We start from the raw sequence: 18028 nt of genomic DNA on the forward strand, positions 1-18028 counted from the left end.
ATCAGCTTTAAAGCTGATTCCTTTTATTAATTGTTATTACCATTATTACTGTTATTAACATTGTTACTTGTAGAATTTCCGTTATTATTTTCTGGTGCTGCTGGAGGAGTAGACTTTTTAGCTTTAAGTTCTACAGTTCCACTAGCTTTTATTTCTTTGGTAAAGCTTTCTACTAAATCTCCACTACCTATAACTTTATACTTAATTTTATTTCTATCAAGTATCTCCATAGCTTCATTTAACTCCATACCTTCATAAAGTCCATAATATGAAACATCAATAGTTGGTTCTTCATATTTACCCACTATAATTTCTATAGGTGTTCCTTCTTTTATTTGTGTAGGAGCAATACTTTGCCTTAATACTATACCATCTTCTGATTTATCATTAGTAACTTCCTCTATAACAGTAATATCAAGGCCCTTTAAAGCGTCCTTTGCTTCTGATACAGTTTTACCTGTTACATCTACAATATCAACAAACTTAGTTTCTGGTCCTTTACTTACAACTATTTCAATATTTGTATCCTTAGTAACTTTTGTTCCTGCTTCTGGAGTTTGCTTAATTAAATAACCAACCTTTACATCATCACTATATTCTTCTTTTATAGTATAATTATTTAAATTTTTAGCTTCTAATCTTTTTATGATATTTGTTTTTTCGAACTCTCTAAGATCTGGCATTTCAATTTGCTCTTCTCCAGCTGAAACTATAACATTTATTATAGCTCCTTTTTTTACCTTCATACCTGCTTTAGGATCTGTTTCTAGTATAGTATTTTCAGGTTTATCACTTTTGCTTGAAGATTTTATTACTAATTTTAATCCTAAGTCTTCAACCTGCTTTCTGCCATCATCAGTTAATTTACCTACAATATTAGGCACTTCAACTTCTTTACTATCTCCTGATCCCATTGCTAAGAAATATCCAACAGAACCTAAAAGTAATAATGTTATTATAATTCCAATTGTAATTAATGTTTTCTTAAGCCCAGAATTATTTTTTTTATTCTTTGGCTTTTCTTCATCAAAATCATCATAATCATCATAATCATCATCATATTCATCATAATAATCTTCTTCTAATTTAGAAATATGAGATGTGTTTGCAGTACTAATTGGAGCACTAATTGGGCTCATAATAATAGTACTGTCATTATCAACACTACTTATATCTCCTCCTATAACAACGTCAGGATTATCTTGTATCTTTTGTAAATCTTGAATGATTTCCTTAGCATTTTGATATCTTTTTATAGGTTCCTTCTGAATAGATTTAAGTATTAATTTATTTAAACTATCTGGAACGGCAGAATTCATATTTTTAGGTGGAACAGGGTCCTCTTGTAAATGCTTTAAAGCTACAGTAACTGGTGAATCCCCCTCGAAGGGTAATCTTCCTGTTACCATTTCATATAATACTATTCCAAAAGAATATATATCAGATCTAAAATCTATATAAGTCCCCTTTGCTTGCTCAGGTGAAAGATAATGAGCTGAACCAATAATACTTGTAGTATTAGTTATAGTTTGAGAATCAGTAGATTTTGCTATCCCAAAATCTGTAACTTTAACTTCTCCTAACTCAGTAACCATAATATTTTGTGACTTAATATCTCTATGAATGATATTATTTCTATGGGCACAATCTAAAGCTTTTGCTATTTGCAAGGCTATTTTTATTGCAGTATTGTAATTGAGTTTTCCGCTATATTTAATAAGTTCCTTTAATGTTTTCCCAGATACATACTCCATTACTATATAGTCAATATCCTCTTGAGTTCCAACATCAAGAACATTAACTATATTGGCATCAGATAAATTAGCGATGGCAGTAGCTTCTCTTTTAAATTTTAATGCTATATCTTCATTATCAGCAAATTGCTTTTTTAAAATTTTAACTGCAACAAATCTATTTAATTTATTATCTTTGGCTTTATATACTTCAGCCATTCCGCCTTCCCCAATTTTTTCAAGAAGCTCATATCTACCGCCTAGAATAATTCCCTTCATGTTACACCTCTCCTCCAAATAACATTACAGTTATATTGTCTCTTCCACCATTAAATTTTGCACTTTCAACTAGCTTTTCACAAATATTCTGTAATTCCTTTTCTACTATATTAAAAGATTTAAGATTATCTAAATCAACTTCGTTACTTAATCCATCACTACACATTAAGAAATAATCATATTTATCTTTTTCTACTTCAAATATATCAACTTCAACATCTTCTTCTGTTCCTATTGCTCTTGTTATAACATTCCTTTGCGGATGATTAATTGCTTGTTCAAAAGAAATACTACCACAATCTACAAGTTCCTGAACTAATGAGTGATCCTTAGTTATTTTTACTATTTTGTCCTCCTTAATTCCATAACAAGAACTATCACCAATATTAGATATTAAAGTTTTTTCTCTTGTTATTAAACATGCCACTAGGGTAGTACCCATCCCCGTATAAGTATCTGAACAATGGGAAAGATTAAAAACTTTTATATTAGCATACTTTACTGCATTTTCTAATAATTCTTTAGTATTGTAAATATCCATATTATCTTTTATGTATTTTATTAAAGCCTTGGTGGCAGCCTTGCTAGCAATTTCGCCAGCATTATGACCACCCATACCATCAGCTAATACACAAATTTTATAATTTTCATCTTCATAGAACTCAGCATAATCCTCATTTAAGGTTCTTACATTACCTAAATCACTTTTTATACCAATCACCAACACCCACTCCTCTAATTTTTAGCCTTTAAGAAATTTCTCCTTAATTGCCCGCAAGCAGCATTAATATCATTACCCATTTCTTTTCTAACAGTTACATCTAATCCATGATCACTAACTATTTTTTCAAATTCTTCTATTGTTTTTTTAGAAGGTCTTTTTAATGTATTTTCTTTAATTTCATTTACTGGTATTAAATTAATATGACATTGTCTTCCCTTTAATAATTTTGATAATGCATTTGCATCTTCTTTACCATCATTTATGCCTGAAACTAAAGAATATTCAAAGGAAATTCTTCTGCCAGTTTTTTCGAAATAATAATCACAGGCTTCTAAAATTTCTTTTATAGAATATTTATTGGCAATTGGCATTATTTCTCTTCTTTTTTCATCACTAAAAGCGTGTAAAGATATTGCTAGAGTTATGCTATATCCTTTATCAGCTAATTCATAAATTTTAGGTACTATACCACAAGTGGAAAGAGTAATATGTCTTTGACCAATATTTAATCCATATTCAGCATTAACCAAATCTATGAACTTAGTAACATTTTCATAATTATCTAATGGCTCTCCACTTCCCATTAATACTATATTTGAAATTCTTTCTCCTAATACCTTTTGAGCTACTATTACCTCTGATAATATTTCACCAGCTGTTAAATTTCTAACTCTTCCTTCTAATGTTGAAGCACAGAATTTACACCCCATTCTACAACCTACTTGAGTAGAAATACAAATTGTATTTCCATAATTATATTTCATTATTACACTTTCAATAATATTTTTATCTTTAAAAGCAAATAATATCTTTTTAGTTGCATCAGTAGTAGAATCATATTCGTCTACTATTTCAGGAATACCTATATAAAAATTTTCCTTAAGCTTTTCAATTAAACTCTTCGGTAAATTTTTCATATTTTCAAATTCCCAAACATTATTATATATCCAAGAAAATACTTGTTTTGATCTAAAAGCACTTTCCCCATTTTCTTTCATCCATACTGAAATTTCTTCCATACTGTAATCTAATATATTTTCCATTCTCTTCACCTATTTCATTTTCTTTATTTTTCCTATAAAGAAACCATCCATAGAATCGTTTGGTAATATAGTTAAACTTTTGTCGCTGTTATATATAAAGTTATTATTATTACCTAAATATATATTTTCTATTTCTGCATCATTATGTTTAGCTAAAAACCAATTTAAGTTATCTTCGTTTTCTTCTTTGTTTAGTGTACAAGTAGAATAAATTAAAGTTCCGCCTGGTTTTAAATATTGCCAAGCATTTTCCATTATTTCCCTTTGCACTTCTACTAGATTTCTTAAATCTTGTCTTGTTTTATTCCATTTTATTTCAGGTTTCTTTCTTATTATACCAAGACCTGAACAAGGGACATCAATTAATACTTTATCCCCATAAGATATATAATCTGGATTAAGTTTAGTAGCATCCATTGCTTTGCAAACTATATTGCTTAATCCAAGTCTTTTTGCGTTCTCCTCAATTAAAGATAACTTATTTTCATGTAAATCAAAGGCTACAACTTCCCCTGTGTTTCCTAATAATTCTGCTATGTGAGTAGTTTTCCCACCTGGTGCTGCACATAGATCTAAAACTTTTTCTCCCTCTTTTAAGTCTAATAATGGAGCTACTAGCATTGCACTTTCATCTTGAACTGTAATTAAACCTTCTTTAAAAAGTTCATTACTTTCAATTCCTTTTCCCCCATGAATTGCAATAGCTTCTGGACAAGCATATCCTTCTTCTATACTATATCCCATTTCTTCTAATTTATCATATACTTCCTCAAATTCACTTCTAAACTCATTAACTCTTACTGTTACCTTAGGAGTTTCATTTAAGCCAGCCATTATTTTCATTGTTCTTTCTTCACCATATTGTTTTATAAAAAGTCTTATCATCCATGGTTGAAAAGAAAACTTATAAGCTAGTTCATCTATTCTATTTCCAGGAACAATTATTTCTTTTTCATCTCTTATATAATTTCTTAGAATTCCATTAACAAGCTTAGATGCTTCAAGAGAAACCTCTTTTGCTTCTTCAACTGCTTCATTACAAGCTGCATACTCAGGTATTTTATCTAGAAAATACATTTGATATATTGCTACTCGTAATATATTTAATACAGTTGTATCTAATGTATTTATATCTTTTACAAAATTTCCTATTAGCACATCTAAAGTTCTTTTTCTTCTTAAAGTACCATAGACTATTTCAGTTATAAGTCCCTTATCCTTGTCATCAATATCTTCTCTATTTAATTCTTTAGAAAGAACTAAATTAGAATAAGCTCCTTCTTCTAATACTCTTTGTACTATTTGTCTTGCAAGTTTTCTACTATTCATTTCACTACCTCATTAATTATCATTATATCTGTTATTTAGAGCTATTAATCTTATTAATTGAGAAATAGCCATTAAAGTGGCTGCTACATATGTCATTGCAGCTGCATTTAGAACCTTTTGTGCTCCTTTTAACTCATCACCATAAAGAAAAGTTCTTGTTTTCAATATATCTAATGCTCTAGTTGATGCGTTAAATTCTACTGGAAGAGTAATAAGTTGATAAATTACTGCTCCTCCAAAAAATACAATTCCTATTTTTGTAAATAGAGGAAATCCAAAAAATATTCCTATCATAAATAACCATATAGATAAATTACTACCTATATTAACAGCAGGAGCAATTTTAGTTCTAAGAACTAAAGGTGAGTAATGTGTTTGATGCTGAATTGCATGCCCACACTCATGTGCTGCTATTCCTGCAGCTGCCACCGTTGCTCCATCATAAACTTCTGGTGAAAGCCTTATTACTCTTGAAGATGGATCATAATGATCCCCTAATTGCTTATTATACCTTTCTACACTAACATCAAAAAGTCCAGCACCATCTAATATACTTCTTGCAACTTCACTACCAGTAACACCACTTGTAGTTCTAACATTTTTATATTTTTTATAAGCGCTATCTATTTTGAATTGTGCCCAAAAAGCTATAATTATAGCTGGTAATAGAAATAAATACGTTGAATCAAAATAAAATCCTGGATAAAACATATATCCATCTCCTTTATACTAGTTTTTAATAAAGCTTATTATTTACCTTAATTTCATGTCCATTAATATATTGTTCTACAGTTAAAGGCTTACCATTTGGAAATTGAATTTTCTTTATTAATAAAACTCCATCTAAAGTTGCAACTTTTATCCCTTCTTTTGATACCCCAACTATAGTTCCAGGTTCTTTATTAGTAGTTTCATTTAATATCTTACTTTCAAAAACCTTCATATAATTATTTTCATAATTAGTATACGCAATTGGCCATGGATTAAGTCCTCTAATTAAATTATGAATATCCTTTGTTTTATTATTCCAATTTATTAATGCCAATTCCTTATCTAACATTTTAGCATAAAAAGTTTCATCTGTTTGCTTTTCAGGAGTTATAGTTCCATTATATACACCATCTATAGTTTTTACTAATAAATCTGCTCCTCTTTCCATTAAAATATCATGAAGATCTCCAGCTGTCATTTCTTCTGTTATTTCAACTTCGTCTTTAAGAAGCATATCTCCAGTATCTAAACCAACGTCCATAAGCATTGTAGTATTTCCTGATTTCTTTTCTCCTTTAATTATTGCCCAATTTAAAGGTGCTGCTCCTCTATACATAGGCAATAAGGAAGCATGTAAATTAATACATCCATATTTCGGAATATCAAGAACTTCTTTATTTAAAATTTGACCAAAGGCTACAACAATTATAAAATCTGGTTTTAATTCCTTTAAATAATTTATAGCATCAGTGTCATTTTTCAGCTTAATTGGTTGTAACACTTTTATATCATGTTCTAACGCTACCTCTTTTACTGGTGAAAATGCTATTTTTTTACCTCTTCCCTTTGGTTTATCTGGTTGAGTAAAAACTGCCTCTACTCCAAATACATCTATTATTTTCTTTAAAGATGGTACTGCAAAATCTGGAGTTCCCATAAATACTATCTTCATGTTAAGCCTCCTCTTTTAATTCAAATAATCTATAAATAACTTTCCATTCAAGTGATCATTTTCGTGTAATATTGCTCTTGCTAAAAGCTCTGTTGCTTCTAGTATAAATTCTTCACCTTTTTCATTTAAAGCCTTTACTTTTACGTAATTTGGACGGTGAACTTCTGCTGCTTCGCCTGGAACACTTAAGCATCCTTCTTCTCCTAATTGACTACCAGATACTTCAAGAATTTCTGGATTAATAAATACTCTAAGTCCATAATCATCAAAGACATCTATTACGAATATTCTTTGAAGAATTCCTACTTGTGGTGCTGCGAGTCCAACGCCATCAGCATCATACATAGTATCTGCCATATCTTTAATTAATTTTAAAGTTCTTGGTGTAATTTCAGTTACTACCTTACATTTTTTTCTTAAAACATCATCGCCATTTATTCTAATATTTCTAATTGCCATTTATTCTACTTTCCTCCTAAATTAAATTGTTTGGATTAATATCAATAGTTACTTTTATTTCATTATATACATTCTTATTCAATTGATAAAGGTTATCTTTAATTTTTTTACAAAAATCTAAAGACAAATCTCCCTTAAAAATAATTTGCCATCTATAATTATCCTTTATTTTTGAAACTATACAAGGTACAGGTCCAAGCATTTCAACATTTACTTCAGACTCATATATTTTAGTTAATTCCTTTTTCAATAAATTCATAAAGGATTTTAAAGCATTTTCATTTTTAGATGAAGCATTTACTAATAGTATTCTACCAAAAGGAGGATAATACATCAAACCTCTAGTAGTAAATTCTTCATTATAAAAGCCTTCATAATCATAATTTTTCGCATAATTTAAACTATAATGATCTGGAGTATATGTTTGAAGAATTACTTTTCCTTCTTTTTCTCCCCTACCTGCTCTTCCAGAAACCTGAGTTATAATTTGAAATGTTTTTTCTGAAGAACGATAATCTGGAAGGTTTAGTGACATATCAGCAGCTAATATACCTACTAATGTAACATTTTCAAAATCTAAGCCCTTTGATATCATTTGAGTACCTATTAAAATATCTGCTTCTCTATTTTTAAAAGAATTATATATAGCCTCATGGGAATTTTTATTTCTAGTAGTATCCATATCCATTCTTAATATCTTAGCTTCTTTAAAATACTTTTTTACTTCTTCTTCAACTCTTTCGGTTCCAGCTCCAAAGTGCTTAACATATTTACTTTTACATTTTGGACAAATACTCGGCTGTTTTTCTCCATGGCCGCAATAATGACATACTAGGTATCCATTTTTATGAAAAGTCATTGATATATCACACTTTGGACATTTGAATACATAGCCACAGCTTCTACAGGATACAAAGGTAGAAAAACCTCTTCTATTTAGAAATAAAATAATCTGCTCTTTCCTACTTAAAGCTTCCTTCATTTCTAAAAAAAGTTTATTACTGAACATAGAAATATTCCCTTTATTCAGTTCTTCTCTCATATCTATAATTTCTATTTCAGGCATAGGTTTATTATCAATACGATTTTTTAGTTCCACAAGTTCTATTTCTCCAGAAATAGCTCTATAATATGTTTCTATAGATGGTGTAGCGGAACCAAGAATAACCCTGCAACCCTTAAGTTCACTTATAAATTCTGCTACTTCTCTAGTAACATATTTAGGATTTTGCTCTGATTTATATGTATTTTCATGTTCTTCATCTATAATAATTATTCCTAAATTCCTTAAAGGCAAGAATAAAGCGCTTCTTGCACCTATAACTACCTTAGCCTTACCTTCCTTAACTCTATACCATTCGTCATATCTTTCTCCTTCGGAAAGTTTACTATGAAAAACAGCTACTTCTTTTCCGAATCTTCCCTTAAAACGTTCAATCATTTGAGGTGTTAATGCTATTTCAGGAACTAATATTATAGCAGACTTATCATTTATAAGTACATTTTTTACAAGCTTCATATAAACTTCAGTTTTTCCTGATCCAGTTACACCCTTTAATAAAATTATGTTTTTAGAAGTTTCTTCAATTACATTAATTGCATTATATTGTTCTTTAGTTAATTCTTTTTCCTTATAATCAACATATTCTCTATAGTTATATCTATATATAATTTCTTCCTCTATTTTTAAGTAGCCTTCTTTAATTAATTTGTTCAGTTTATATATGGATAAACCATACTCTTTACTTAGTTCACTTTTATTATATTTACCATTGTTCTCTTTAAAAAATATAAAAATATCTTCATATTTTTTAAAAACTTCTTCTGGAACTTTTATATCATTAACTGAAACTACAAGCTTATGTTTATTATTAATTCCTTTTAACAATCCTTGTGGAATTAAAAGTCTAATACCATCTATATACTTACACAAATAATTTTCTTTTAAAAATTCTACTATTTTTATATCATCACTAGTTAATAATGGTTCATTTTTTACTATTGTCTTAATTTTTTTAGTTCTTATACCAATAAGTTCATCATTTTTTATAGATAATACAAAACCATCTGTAATAGAATTTTTAATACCAAAAGGTACCTTTACCCATTGCCCTGCCTTTATGTCATCCTTCATTTCTTCAGGAACTTCATAAGTGAAAGGTTTATCTATATCTAACGCATCGCTATTAATAACAATTTCTGCATATATTTTCAAATTCATCACCCTTTTATTAGGTTCTATTATACCCATATAAAAGAAAGCGCATTTTAGCGCTTTCTTAATATAGTTTCAAAGATTTCTGATGCAACTTTTCTTTTACTCATCTTTTCTAGATGTTTTTCTTCTCCATCTCTACTAAGGATAATAACTTTATTATCATCACTTGCAAATCCTGTATCACTACTTGTTATATCATTTGCTACAATAAAATCCAAGTTTTTGCTAATAATCTTTTTCTTTGCATTTTCAATAACATTATTACTTTCTGCTGCAAATCCAACTAGTATTTGGTGTTTTTTTATTTCACCTAACATTTTTAAAATATCATTATCTCTTTCAAATGTTAAAACTAAATCATTATCGCCTTTTTTGATTTTTTCATTACTATAATGTTTTATTTTATAATCTGCAACTGCTGCAGATTTAATTACTATATCACTATTATTGTAATTATCTAAAATTGCATTTTTCATTTCTTCATTTGTAGTAATATTTATTACTTTAACACCTTTTGGAGGAGTTAAATTTGTAGGTCCTGAAACTAAAACTACATTAGCTCCCCTATCTCTAGCCTCTTCTGCTATAAAATAGCCCATTTTACCAGTTGATCTATTTGTAATAAATCTTACAGGATCTATATTTGAATGTGTAGGTCCAGCACTTATCAATACATTTTTCCCAAGTAAATCCTTTGGAGCATATTTATTATCAAGTGCATCTAAAACACTCTCTACTATAGTATTTACGTCTGCTAATTTTCCTTTTCCTTCATCTCCACAAGCAAGTACCCCAGATGCAGGTTCTATGAATTCATATCCAAGTTTTTTTAATTTATTTATATTTTCTTGAACTATTGGATGTTCATACATATTTGTATTCATAGCTGGAGCAAAAATAACCTTAGCTCTAGTTGCCATAATAGTTGTAGATAACATATCATCTGCAATTCCATTTGCAACCTTACCAATAATATTAGCAGTTGCTGGTGCTACTAAGAAAACATCTGCTCTTTTTGCTAAAGAAATATGTTGAATTTCATAAGCTTTAGGTTCTGCAAACATATCTGTTACAACCATATTTTGACTAAGTGATTGAAATGGTAATGGAGTAACAAATTTCGTTGCAGATTCTGTCATAATAACCCTAACATCTATATCCTTTTTTCTTAGAGCACTTACAACATCTAATGCTTTATAAACAGCAATTCCGCCACTAACTCCTATACATACACATTTTCTATTATCCATTTTACTTTAAACCTTCTTTTACAAAAGTAGGTTCATAACCCACTTCTCCTTCATTAACTTCATTAATAGCAATAGTAAGTGCTTTCTTAGATCTTGTTGCAACTAGTGGTTCACTACCATTTATTATTTGTCTTGCTCTCTTTGAAGTTACTATTACTAATGAATATCTGTCATCTACCTTTTTAAGTAAATCATTAATTGATGGATTAATCATAGAGTTGTTCATGAATTAAGCCCTCCTTAGAATCTAATATTGTATTTTCTTTTATTCTGTCAACTCTGCATTTTTCAGCTGTTATAATTGACTCTACCTTTGATACAGCTACTTCTAGTTCATCATTGACTACAGCGTAATTATATTTTGAAACATAATTAATTTCCTTATAGGCATTTTTAAACCTAGTCATTAAGGATTCTTCTGTTTCGCTTCCTCTTTTAATTATTCTTTGTTTTAATTCTTCCATTGATGGAGGAAGTATAAAGATAAATACACCTTCTTTGAAGTTATCTTTTACTTGCAATGCTCCTTGAATATCTATTTCTAAGATAACATCTTTTCCTTCATCTAACATTTTTTCTACATTTACCTTTGGGGTACCATAAAAGTTTCCATGCACATTTGCATATTCTAAGAAACCATTTTTCTTAACTTTTTCTTCAAAAGATTCCTTAGTTAAAAAGTAATAATTTACCCCCTCAACTTCTCCTTGTCTAGGAGCTCTAGTAGTTGCAGAAACTGAAATAAAAATATTATCATGCTTTTCCAATAAAGCTTTACAAATAGTTCCTTTTCCTGCTCCTGATGGACCTGAAATAACTATTAATATCCCTCTATTTGTCTGCATTATTCATCAACCTCATCTACAGCTTCATCTTTAACTACTAATCTATGTGCAACTGTTTCTGGCTGAACTGCAGATAAAATAACATGATCACTATCTGTAATTATTACTGCTCTAGTTCTTCTTCCATATGTTGCATCTATAAGCATCCCTCTATCTCTAGCTTCTTGAATTATTCTTTTTATTGGAGCTGATTCTGGACTTACTATAGCTACAAGTCTATTTGCTGATACTATATTTCCAAACCCAATATTAATTAATTTTATTCCCATTGCTTTCCTCCTATTATTCTATATTTTGTACTTGTTCTCTTATTTTTTCTATTAAGTTTTTTATGTTAATGACATAATTAGTCATATCCATATCACTTGATTTGGAAGCTATAGTATTTGCTTCCCTATTCATTTCTTGGATTATAAAATCAAGCTTTCTTCCTATTTGACCACCTTCATTTAAAGTAATTCTAATTTGATTTAAGTGGCTTCTTAATCTTATAATTTCTTCATCTACTGAAGCTTTATCTGAAATAATTGCTACTTCTTGTGCAATTCTATTTTCATCTATTTCAACTGCCTCTAAAAGTTCTTTTAATCTAGACTCTAGTTTCTTCTTATATGTAGTAGGTATTAAATTTGCAATAGCTTCAATGTTATTAACTACACTTTCTATTTCATTTAGTTTTAATAATATGTCTTCTTTAAGTTTTTCACCTTCTACAATTCTCATATTATCCATCATTTCTAATGAAGATATTATAAGAGGCTTAATTGACATCCAGATTTCTTCAATAGAATCTTCTTTTTCTACTATTTCTATTACATCTGGAAACCTTGCAATTTGATTGGCTGTAACGTCGTTTTTTACTCCAATTTCTTTTTCAATTTCCTTTAAACAATTGTAGTAGCTTTGTGCTAAACTTAAATTGAGTTTTGCTAACCCCTCTCCTTGAGAATAGCTTTTCTGATTTATAAAAATATCTACTTTCCCTCTAGAAAGCTTTGAATTAACTAACTTTCTTATTTCTTCTTCTAAGGAAATAATACTTTTAGGTAGTCTAACATTAACATCTAAATATCTACTGTTAACACTTTTCATTTCAACAGAAAATAAATGTTTATTTCCCTCTTCATTACTAGCCCTTCCGAAGCTAGTCATACTCTTAACCATATTCTCCTCCAAAACTTATTTTTTATATACTATTCTTTGGCTACATTAAATATAAATTATTTATATTATCTATGTCAATGTTTTGTTAACAAAATGTTAACATTTAGAAAAATAAAAAGTTACATTCTTTTATTGCCATTTATTTATTAGACAATTTAAAGAATGTAACATTTTTTCTTATTTATTTAGTAATGATTGTTATATAAAAATTAACTTAAATATAAATACTATTGCTAAAATAATCATTACTAATGATACCTTAGTTTTCTTCTCTTTATCTTTTGCAAAAATATTATAAATAATGTTTATAATTACATATGATAATATACCTATAGTTAAACCATCGCCAATACTGTATGTTAATGCCATACCTGAAATAGTTAGGAAAGCTGGAACACCTTCTGTTATATTATCAAAATCAATACTTTTTACAGCTCCAAGCATTAAGTATCCAACATAAATTAATGCTGGTGCAGTTGCACATGATGGAATTGCTACAAATATTGGGGAGAAAAACATTGCTGCTAAAAATAAAACTCCTGTAGTAACTGCAGTATATCCAGTTCTACCACCAGCAGCTACACCTGTAGAACTTTCCACATAAGTAGTTACAGTTGATACCCCTAATATTGATCCTAAAGTAGTACCAATAGCATCTACTAATAAAGCTCTTCCTGCATTTGGGACATTTCCACTTTCATCTAGCATATTTGCTCTTGATGCAACTCCTACTAACGTTCCAACAGTATCAAAAAAGTCTACAAATAAGAATGTACAAATAACAACGATTAGCTTACTAGCAGTTTCTGGATTAAATAAGTGTGTTAAATCTAATTTTCCAGCAATAGGTGCAATACTTTCAAATTTAAAAATTCCTTCTGGTAAATATATTCCTAAATTTGTAGCAGCTTCTGGGTTCATTAAGGCATATCCCCAAGCTAGTAATGTACTAATTAGTATTCCAACAAGAATGGAACCCTTTATATTTTTCTTGTCTAAAACTGCAATAATAACTACTCCGATTAATGCAATTACTACTGTTGGTGAGAATTCTCCCATCATAACTAAAGTTGAATCATTATTTACTACTAACCCAGATCCAACCATGCCTATGAAAGCAATAAATATACCAATTCCTGCTGTAACTGCATGCTTCATTGTCATTGGAATTGAATTAACTACAGCTTCTCTCACTTTACATAATGATAGAAGAATAAATATTATCCCCTCTATAAAAACAGCTGTTAATGCAATTTGCCATGATATTCCCATACCAATTACAACTGAAAAAGCAAAAAACGCATTCAAACCCATTCCCGATGCTAAAGCAAATGGTAAATTAGCATAAAGCCCCATTAGTATAGTTGTAATACCTGCTGATAAACATGTTGCAGTTACTAAAGCCCCTGCTGGCATCCCTGTAGCTGATAAAATATTAGGATTTACAGCAATTATATAGGCCATTGTTAAGAATGTGGTGAGACCTGCTAACATCTCTTTCTTCATGTCCACATTTTTATTAGACAATATTGGTAGTAGTCCTTGTTTTTTTAATTCTCTTTCCATTTTCAATCCCCCTATAAATTTTTATATTAAACAAAAACCCTTAAGTTTACTAAATATAAACTCAAGGGTCCTTATAAAATACTATAAATTTTAGTTTAAATCCTAGAATAAAACTTATAGAGAATATAAACTAGAAAGTCTTTAATATAAACTTCTAAGCCCTAGTATCCCAATTATAAGTATAGTTACGAATATTATTATATCTCCCCTAAATTAATATTGTAATTATTCACTTCTTACTTTTGCAAAGCTCTCTTTGATATCTATAGATTTATCACTTGATAAGGCAACTATTAATTTAATTCTTGCTTTCTGACCTGGCATACTCTCTTCAAAGAACACCCCTAAGTCTTTAAGCATTTTTCCCCCACCTTCATATCCATAAGACTCATGAACTCTTCCTTCAAAACATCTTGAAACTATTACTACTGGTATATTACTATTAAGTGCTCTTTTAATTCCTTCTACCATTTGAGGTGGTACATTTCCTCTTCCTAAAGCTTCAATTACTATTCCTTTATATCCTTTTTCTATAACAAAATCTATAAAATCAGAATTCATTCCCGCTACACATTTTATTAATGCAACTTCATCCTTTATCTTATCTACATTATATACTTTATGTTTAACTGTCTTTCTATAAAAGAAAACTTTATTATTATCAACAATTCCAATAGGTCCAAAATTTGGAGTCTTAAAAGCATTAAGAGCCATTGAATTTACCTTTGTAACTTCAGCTGCTGAATTAAGTTCTCCATTAAAGCACACTAACACTCCTCTTCCCTTTGCATCTTCTGAAATAGCAGTACATATTGAAGTAGCTAAATTAAAAGGCCCATCATAGCCTAACTCTGAACTACTTCTCATTGCTCCAGTTACTACTATTACTTTTTCAGTATCTATTGTTAAATCTAAAAAATATGCAGTTTCTTCTAGAGTATCAGTTCCATGTGTAAGTACAACCCCATCAATATCATCTCTATCAATTAATTTTTTTATGAACTTACTAAGTTCTAACATATTGTTTATATTCATATGTGGGGACGGTTTGCTAGAAAAACTATATGACTCCACTTCAGCATAGCTTTCAATACCAGTTACCATTGCCATTATTTCTTCACCGGTTAGACTTGGTACTGCAGCCTTAATTCTTTCGTCTACCTTCATGGATATTGTTCCACCATTAAATACAACTGCTACTTTTTTCATAACTTCCTCCTAAGTGTATAACAATATTATAATGTATACATAACTTTATGTATATACCATAATATTCATTTATTTCCAAAATATTCTTTTCCAAAGAAAAATATACTACATATCATATAATATGAATCTATATAAAATAAACTCTTGGATAACCAAAAGCTTATTTTATATTTTGTTGGTAGGGCGGCGTATCCTACATCTCTTTTACTGATAAACAGCGTATGAGGAGCCATTTCTCACCTCAACAAATAAAAATTAACATCATCTATAATATTATATATTTATAATATTATTCTTTCAACTTATTTAATTAGCTACAGGAAATTAATTTACCACTAAACAATCTTCTTTCTATTTTTCCATCAGTTATAGGATACATAGTTGATACATATATATAATCTATTTTCTTATTTATATCTATTCCTATTAAAATATTAGGCTCGGCTTTCTTTATTATTTCTATATAAATACCGCTATTAGTTAATTTATATACGCCTATATAATCAGGTTTATCTATGATTTCCTTCATATATTCTATAATATTATTTGTAATTCTTTTTCCTAAATGCTTACCATGTTTTTTCTTAATATGTCTAATTACTCCTTGAGATGCATAAATGGTTCCTGTAAATTTCACCCCTAAATCTTCTGCCATTTTTTCCTTAAAGTATCCTACTCTTTTATAGGTATAAAATCTATCTTCCATAATATAACCCCTCAATTCTATAATATATATTAGAGCTAAGTCTTCTTTATGTATACTATTCAAAAGCCTTATGAATATTTCCATTTTATTATATAAATATAAAGGAGCTGCTTATACAGCTCCTTTATATTTATAAGATAATGCAAATTAGTCCTCCACTACCTTCATTTATTATCTTTTGTAATGTTTTTTGAATTTTAACTTGTACATCTTCTGGCATTTTATATAACTTGTTTTGTAAGCCTTCTCTTATAAGCACTTCTAGAGGTTTTCCAAACATATTACTTTGCCATAATGATGCAGGATCTTTATCAAATTGATCCATTAATGATTTTACAAGTTCTTCACTTTCTTTTTCCGATCCCATAATAGGGCTTATTTCAGTTCTTATATCAGCCTTTATAAAATGTAATGATGGTGCAGATGCCTTTAATTTTACACCGAACATATTTCCTTGTTTAATTTTCTCTGGCTCTTCAAATTTCATTTCTGAAAGTTGAGGTGGAACTAAACCATATCCTGTTTCTCTAACATCATTTAAAGCATCCTTAATCTTATCATATTCCTTCTTTGCAAAATTTAAGTCTTTTATTAAACTTAATAAATCACTTTCGCATTTTACATCTAAATCACAAATTTCACTTAATATATTATAGAAAATCCCATCCCTTGGTTTTAATTTTATATTAGCTTTTCCTTCTCCAAGTTTAACTGTATTCATTTCAATTGGAGCTATATTTTCTTCATTTTCTAATAAATTTACAAAGGATTTAATATCTCTTACTCTATTGATACTTTCACACATTTTCTTAATAATATTAAAGAAATCCTTTTTAAGCCAATTATCAGGCTCTAATTTTTCCACCCAAGATGGCATATCAATGTCTATTTCTTTAACAGGAAATTCTTTAAGTACATGCTTAAAAACATCTTCTACATCATCCTCATTCATATTTGCTACATCCATCACTTGAACTGTAACATCATATTTTTCTTCAAGCTCTTTTTTCAAAGCTCTAGTTTCAGGAGAATTTATATGTTTTGTGTTAAGTACAACTATAAAAGGCTTTTTAATTGCCTTTAATTCATCTATTACTCTCTCCTCTGCTTCTAAGTACTCGTCTCTTTCAATACCTGTTATACTTCCATCTGTAGTTACTACAAGACCTATAGTAGAATGATCAGTAATTACCTTCCTCGTTCCTATTTCTGCTGCGTCTTCAAAAGGTATTTCATATTCATACCATGGAGTATTTACCATTTTTGCTTCTTCTCCATCCATATATCCTATAGCACCTTTAACAATATAACCAACACAGTCTACCATTCTAACTTTAAATTTTATCTCTTCATCTATTGTAATTTCAACTGCCTCATTTGGTACAAACTTTGGCTCTGTTGTATGAATACTTTTCCCGGAACCACTTTGAGGCAACTCATCTTTCGCTCTTTCCTTCTTATAATTATTATCAATCTTTGGTATTACCATAAGGTCCATAAACTTTTTAATAAATGTTGATTTTCCAGTTCTAACAGGTCCAACAACACCTACATAAATGTCCCCTTGTGTCCTTTCAGCTATATCTTTGTATATATTAAAGCTGTCCACAGTGTACCCTCCTACTTATTTTTAACACTATATATATATTCTTAATATAAAAAAAATATACAACTTTTTCTATATTAACCTAAATATTTAATATTATATTTAAGATATATATATTATCATAAATATAAAAAAATACACCTTAATTGTTAGATCTATTGATTTAACAATTAAAGTGCATTTAAATATATTTATATTTTTAATATATTTCGTTTTTATTTTCTTCTTATTTTT

Annotated in this window: 17 protein-coding genes; all 17 read right to left on the reverse strand. The window is 29.1% G+C overall.

All coding sequences use genetic code 11. The features are described 5' to 3' along the window. Positions 1-26 precede the first annotated feature (26 nt). Complete coding sequence (gene pknB, locus HUJ77_RS06275) at positions 27-2012, reverse strand: Stk1 family PASTA domain-containing Ser/Thr kinase (RefSeq protein ID WP_291707724.1); 1986 nt, start codon at positions 2010-2012, stop codon at positions 27-29. Between the two features lies 1 nt (position 2013). Then, positions 2014-2733 carry a Stp1/IreP family PP2C-type Ser/Thr phosphatase gene (locus tag HUJ77_RS06280; RefSeq protein ID WP_291707725.1) on the reverse strand — a complete coding sequence of 240 codons (720 nt, stop codon included), beginning with the start codon at positions 2731-2733 and terminating at the stop codon, positions 2014-2016. 14 nt (positions 2734-2747) lie between these two features. After that, positions 2748-3779, reverse strand: coding sequence for a 23S rRNA (adenine(2503)-C(2))-methyltransferase RlmN (rlmN, locus tag HUJ77_RS06285; RefSeq protein ID WP_291707726.1), 1032 nt, complete (start codon positions 3777-3779; stop codon positions 2748-2750). A gap of 9 nt (positions 3780-3788) precedes the next feature. Further along, complete coding sequence (gene rsmB, locus HUJ77_RS06290; protein WP_291707727.1) at positions 3789-5108, reverse strand: 16S rRNA (cytosine(967)-C(5))-methyltransferase RsmB; 1320 nt, start codon at positions 5106-5108, stop codon at positions 3789-3791. Positions 5109-5120: 12 nt separating this feature from the next. Continuing rightward, positions 5121-5819, reverse strand: coding sequence for a zinc metallopeptidase (locus HUJ77_RS06295; protein WP_291707728.1), 699 nt, complete (start codon positions 5817-5819; stop codon positions 5121-5123). Positions 5820-5844: 25 nt separating this feature from the next. Next, positions 5845-6771: a methionyl-tRNA formyltransferase gene (gene fmt, locus HUJ77_RS06300; protein WP_291707729.1), complete on the reverse strand. Its 927-nt coding sequence runs from the start codon at positions 6769-6771 to the stop codon at positions 5845-5847. Between the two features lie 15 nt (positions 6772-6786). Beyond that, positions 6787-7230, reverse strand: a complete 444-nt coding sequence (gene def, locus HUJ77_RS06305; protein ID WP_291707730.1) for a peptide deformylase — start codon at positions 7228-7230, stop codon at positions 6787-6789. A gap of 16 nt (positions 7231-7246) precedes the next feature. Continuing rightward, complete coding sequence (gene priA, locus HUJ77_RS06310; protein ID WP_291707731.1) at positions 7247-9451, reverse strand: primosomal protein N'; 2205 nt, start codon at positions 9449-9451, stop codon at positions 7247-7249. Positions 9452-9498: 47 nt separating this feature from the next. Next, positions 9499-10698 carry a bifunctional phosphopantothenoylcysteine decarboxylase/phosphopantothenate--cysteine ligase CoaBC gene (gene coaBC / locus HUJ77_RS06315; RefSeq protein WP_291707732.1) on the reverse strand — a complete coding sequence of 400 codons (1200 nt, stop codon included), beginning with the start codon at positions 10696-10698 and terminating at the stop codon, positions 9499-9501. A 1-nt stretch (position 10699) separates the two neighbouring features. Beyond that, positions 10700-10924, reverse strand: coding sequence for a DNA-directed RNA polymerase subunit omega (rpoZ, locus tag HUJ77_RS06320; RefSeq protein WP_291707733.1), 225 nt, complete (start codon positions 10922-10924; stop codon positions 10700-10702). Then, the gene (gene gmk / locus HUJ77_RS06325; RefSeq protein ID WP_291707734.1) at positions 10905-11543 is read right to left on the reverse strand and encodes a guanylate kinase; all 639 of its coding nucleotides are present in this window, start codon (positions 11541-11543) and stop codon (positions 10905-10907) included. The genes rpoZ and gmk overlap by 20 nt, the downstream gene beginning before the upstream one ends. Further along, positions 11543-11812: an extracellular matrix/biofilm regulator RemA gene (remA, locus tag HUJ77_RS06330; RefSeq protein ID WP_042396960.1), complete on the reverse strand. Its 270-nt coding sequence runs from the start codon at positions 11810-11812 to the stop codon at positions 11543-11545. The genes gmk and remA overlap by 1 nt, the downstream gene beginning before the upstream one ends. A gap of 13 nt (positions 11813-11825) precedes the next feature. After that, positions 11826-12707 (reverse strand): YicC/YloC family endoribonuclease, encoded by an 882-nt coding sequence (locus HUJ77_RS06335; protein ID WP_291707735.1) that lies wholly within the window; start codon positions 12705-12707, stop codon positions 11826-11828. A gap of 198 nt (positions 12708-12905) precedes the next feature. Then, on the reverse strand, positions 12906-14273 hold the full coding sequence (locus tag HUJ77_RS06340) for an NCS2 family permease (protein WP_291707736.1): 1368 nt from the start codon (positions 14271-14273) through the stop codon (positions 12906-12908). Positions 14274-14498: 225 nt separating this feature from the next. Further along, positions 14499-15482 carry an asparaginase gene (locus tag HUJ77_RS06345; RefSeq protein WP_291707737.1) on the reverse strand — a complete coding sequence of 328 codons (984 nt, stop codon included), beginning with the start codon at positions 15480-15482 and terminating at the stop codon, positions 14499-14501. A gap of 310 nt (positions 15483-15792) precedes the next feature. Further along, on the reverse strand, positions 15793-16188 hold the full coding sequence (locus tag HUJ77_RS06350) for a PBECR2 nuclease fold domain-containing protein (RefSeq protein WP_291707738.1): 396 nt from the start codon (positions 16186-16188) through the stop codon (positions 15793-15795). A gap of 130 nt (positions 16189-16318) precedes the next feature. Then, complete coding sequence (gene spoIVA, locus HUJ77_RS06355; RefSeq protein ID WP_291707739.1) at positions 16319-17797, reverse strand: stage IV sporulation protein A; 1479 nt, start codon at positions 17795-17797, stop codon at positions 16319-16321. Between the last annotated feature and the right edge of the window lie 231 nt (positions 17798-18028).

The sequence above is a fragment of the Clostridium sp. genome, from assembly GCF_021443865.1.
In the GTDB taxonomy this organism is placed as follows: Bacteria; Bacillota; Clostridia; order Clostridiales; family Clostridiaceae; genus Clostridium.

Bases quoted from the DNA above. Each gene is read 5' to 3' on its own strand.
- HUJ77_RS06340 (WP_291707736.1), bottom strand. From the start codon at position 14,273: ATGGAAAGAGAATTAAAAAAACAAGGACTACTACCAATATTGTCTAAT.
- gmk (WP_291707734.1), bottom strand. From the start codon at position 11,543: ATGCAGACAAATAGAGGGATATTAATAGTTATTTCAGGTCCATCAGGA.
- priA (WP_291707731.1), bottom strand. From the start codon at position 9,451: ATGAATTTGAAAATATATGCAGAAATTGTTATTAATAGCGATGCGTTA.
- coaBC (WP_291707732.1), bottom strand. From the start codon at position 10,698: ATGGATAATAGAAAATGTGTATGTATAGGAGTTAGTGGCGGAATTGCT.
- remA (WP_042396960.1), bottom strand. From the start codon at position 11,812: ATGGGAATAAAATTAATTAATATTGGGTTTGGAAATATAGTATCAGCA.
- rpoZ (WP_291707733.1), bottom strand. From the start codon at position 10,924: ATGAACAACTCTATGATTAATCCATCAATTAATGATTTACTTAAAAAG.
- fmt (WP_291707729.1), bottom strand. From the start codon at position 6,771: ATGAAGATAGTATTTATGGGAACTCCAGATTTTGCAGTACCATCTTTA.
- HUJ77_RS06350 (WP_291707738.1), bottom strand. From the start codon at position 16,188: ATGGAAGATAGATTTTATACCTATAAAAGAGTAGGATACTTTAAGGAA.
- def (WP_291707730.1), bottom strand. From the start codon at position 7,230: ATGGCAATTAGAAATATTAGAATAAATGGCGATGATGTTTTAAGAAAA.
- HUJ77_RS06295 (WP_291707728.1), bottom strand. From the start codon at position 5,819: ATGTTTTATCCAGGATTTTATTTTGATTCAACGTATTTATTTCTATTA.
- pknB (WP_291707724.1), bottom strand. From the start codon at position 2,012: ATGAAGGGAATTATTCTAGGCGGTAGATATGAGCTTCTTGAAAAAATT.
- rsmB (WP_291707727.1), bottom strand. From the start codon at position 5,108: ATGAATAGTAGAAAACTTGCAAGACAAATAGTACAAAGAGTATTAGAA.
- rlmN (WP_291707726.1), bottom strand. From the start codon at position 3,779: ATGGAAAATATATTAGATTACAGTATGGAAGAAATTTCAGTATGGATG.
- HUJ77_RS06345 (WP_291707737.1), bottom strand. From the start codon at position 15,482: ATGAAAAAAGTAGCAGTTGTATTTAATGGTGGAACAATATCCATGAAG.
- HUJ77_RS06335 (WP_291707735.1), bottom strand. From the start codon at position 12,707: ATGGTTAAGAGTATGACTAGCTTCGGAAGGGCTAGTAATGAAGAGGGA.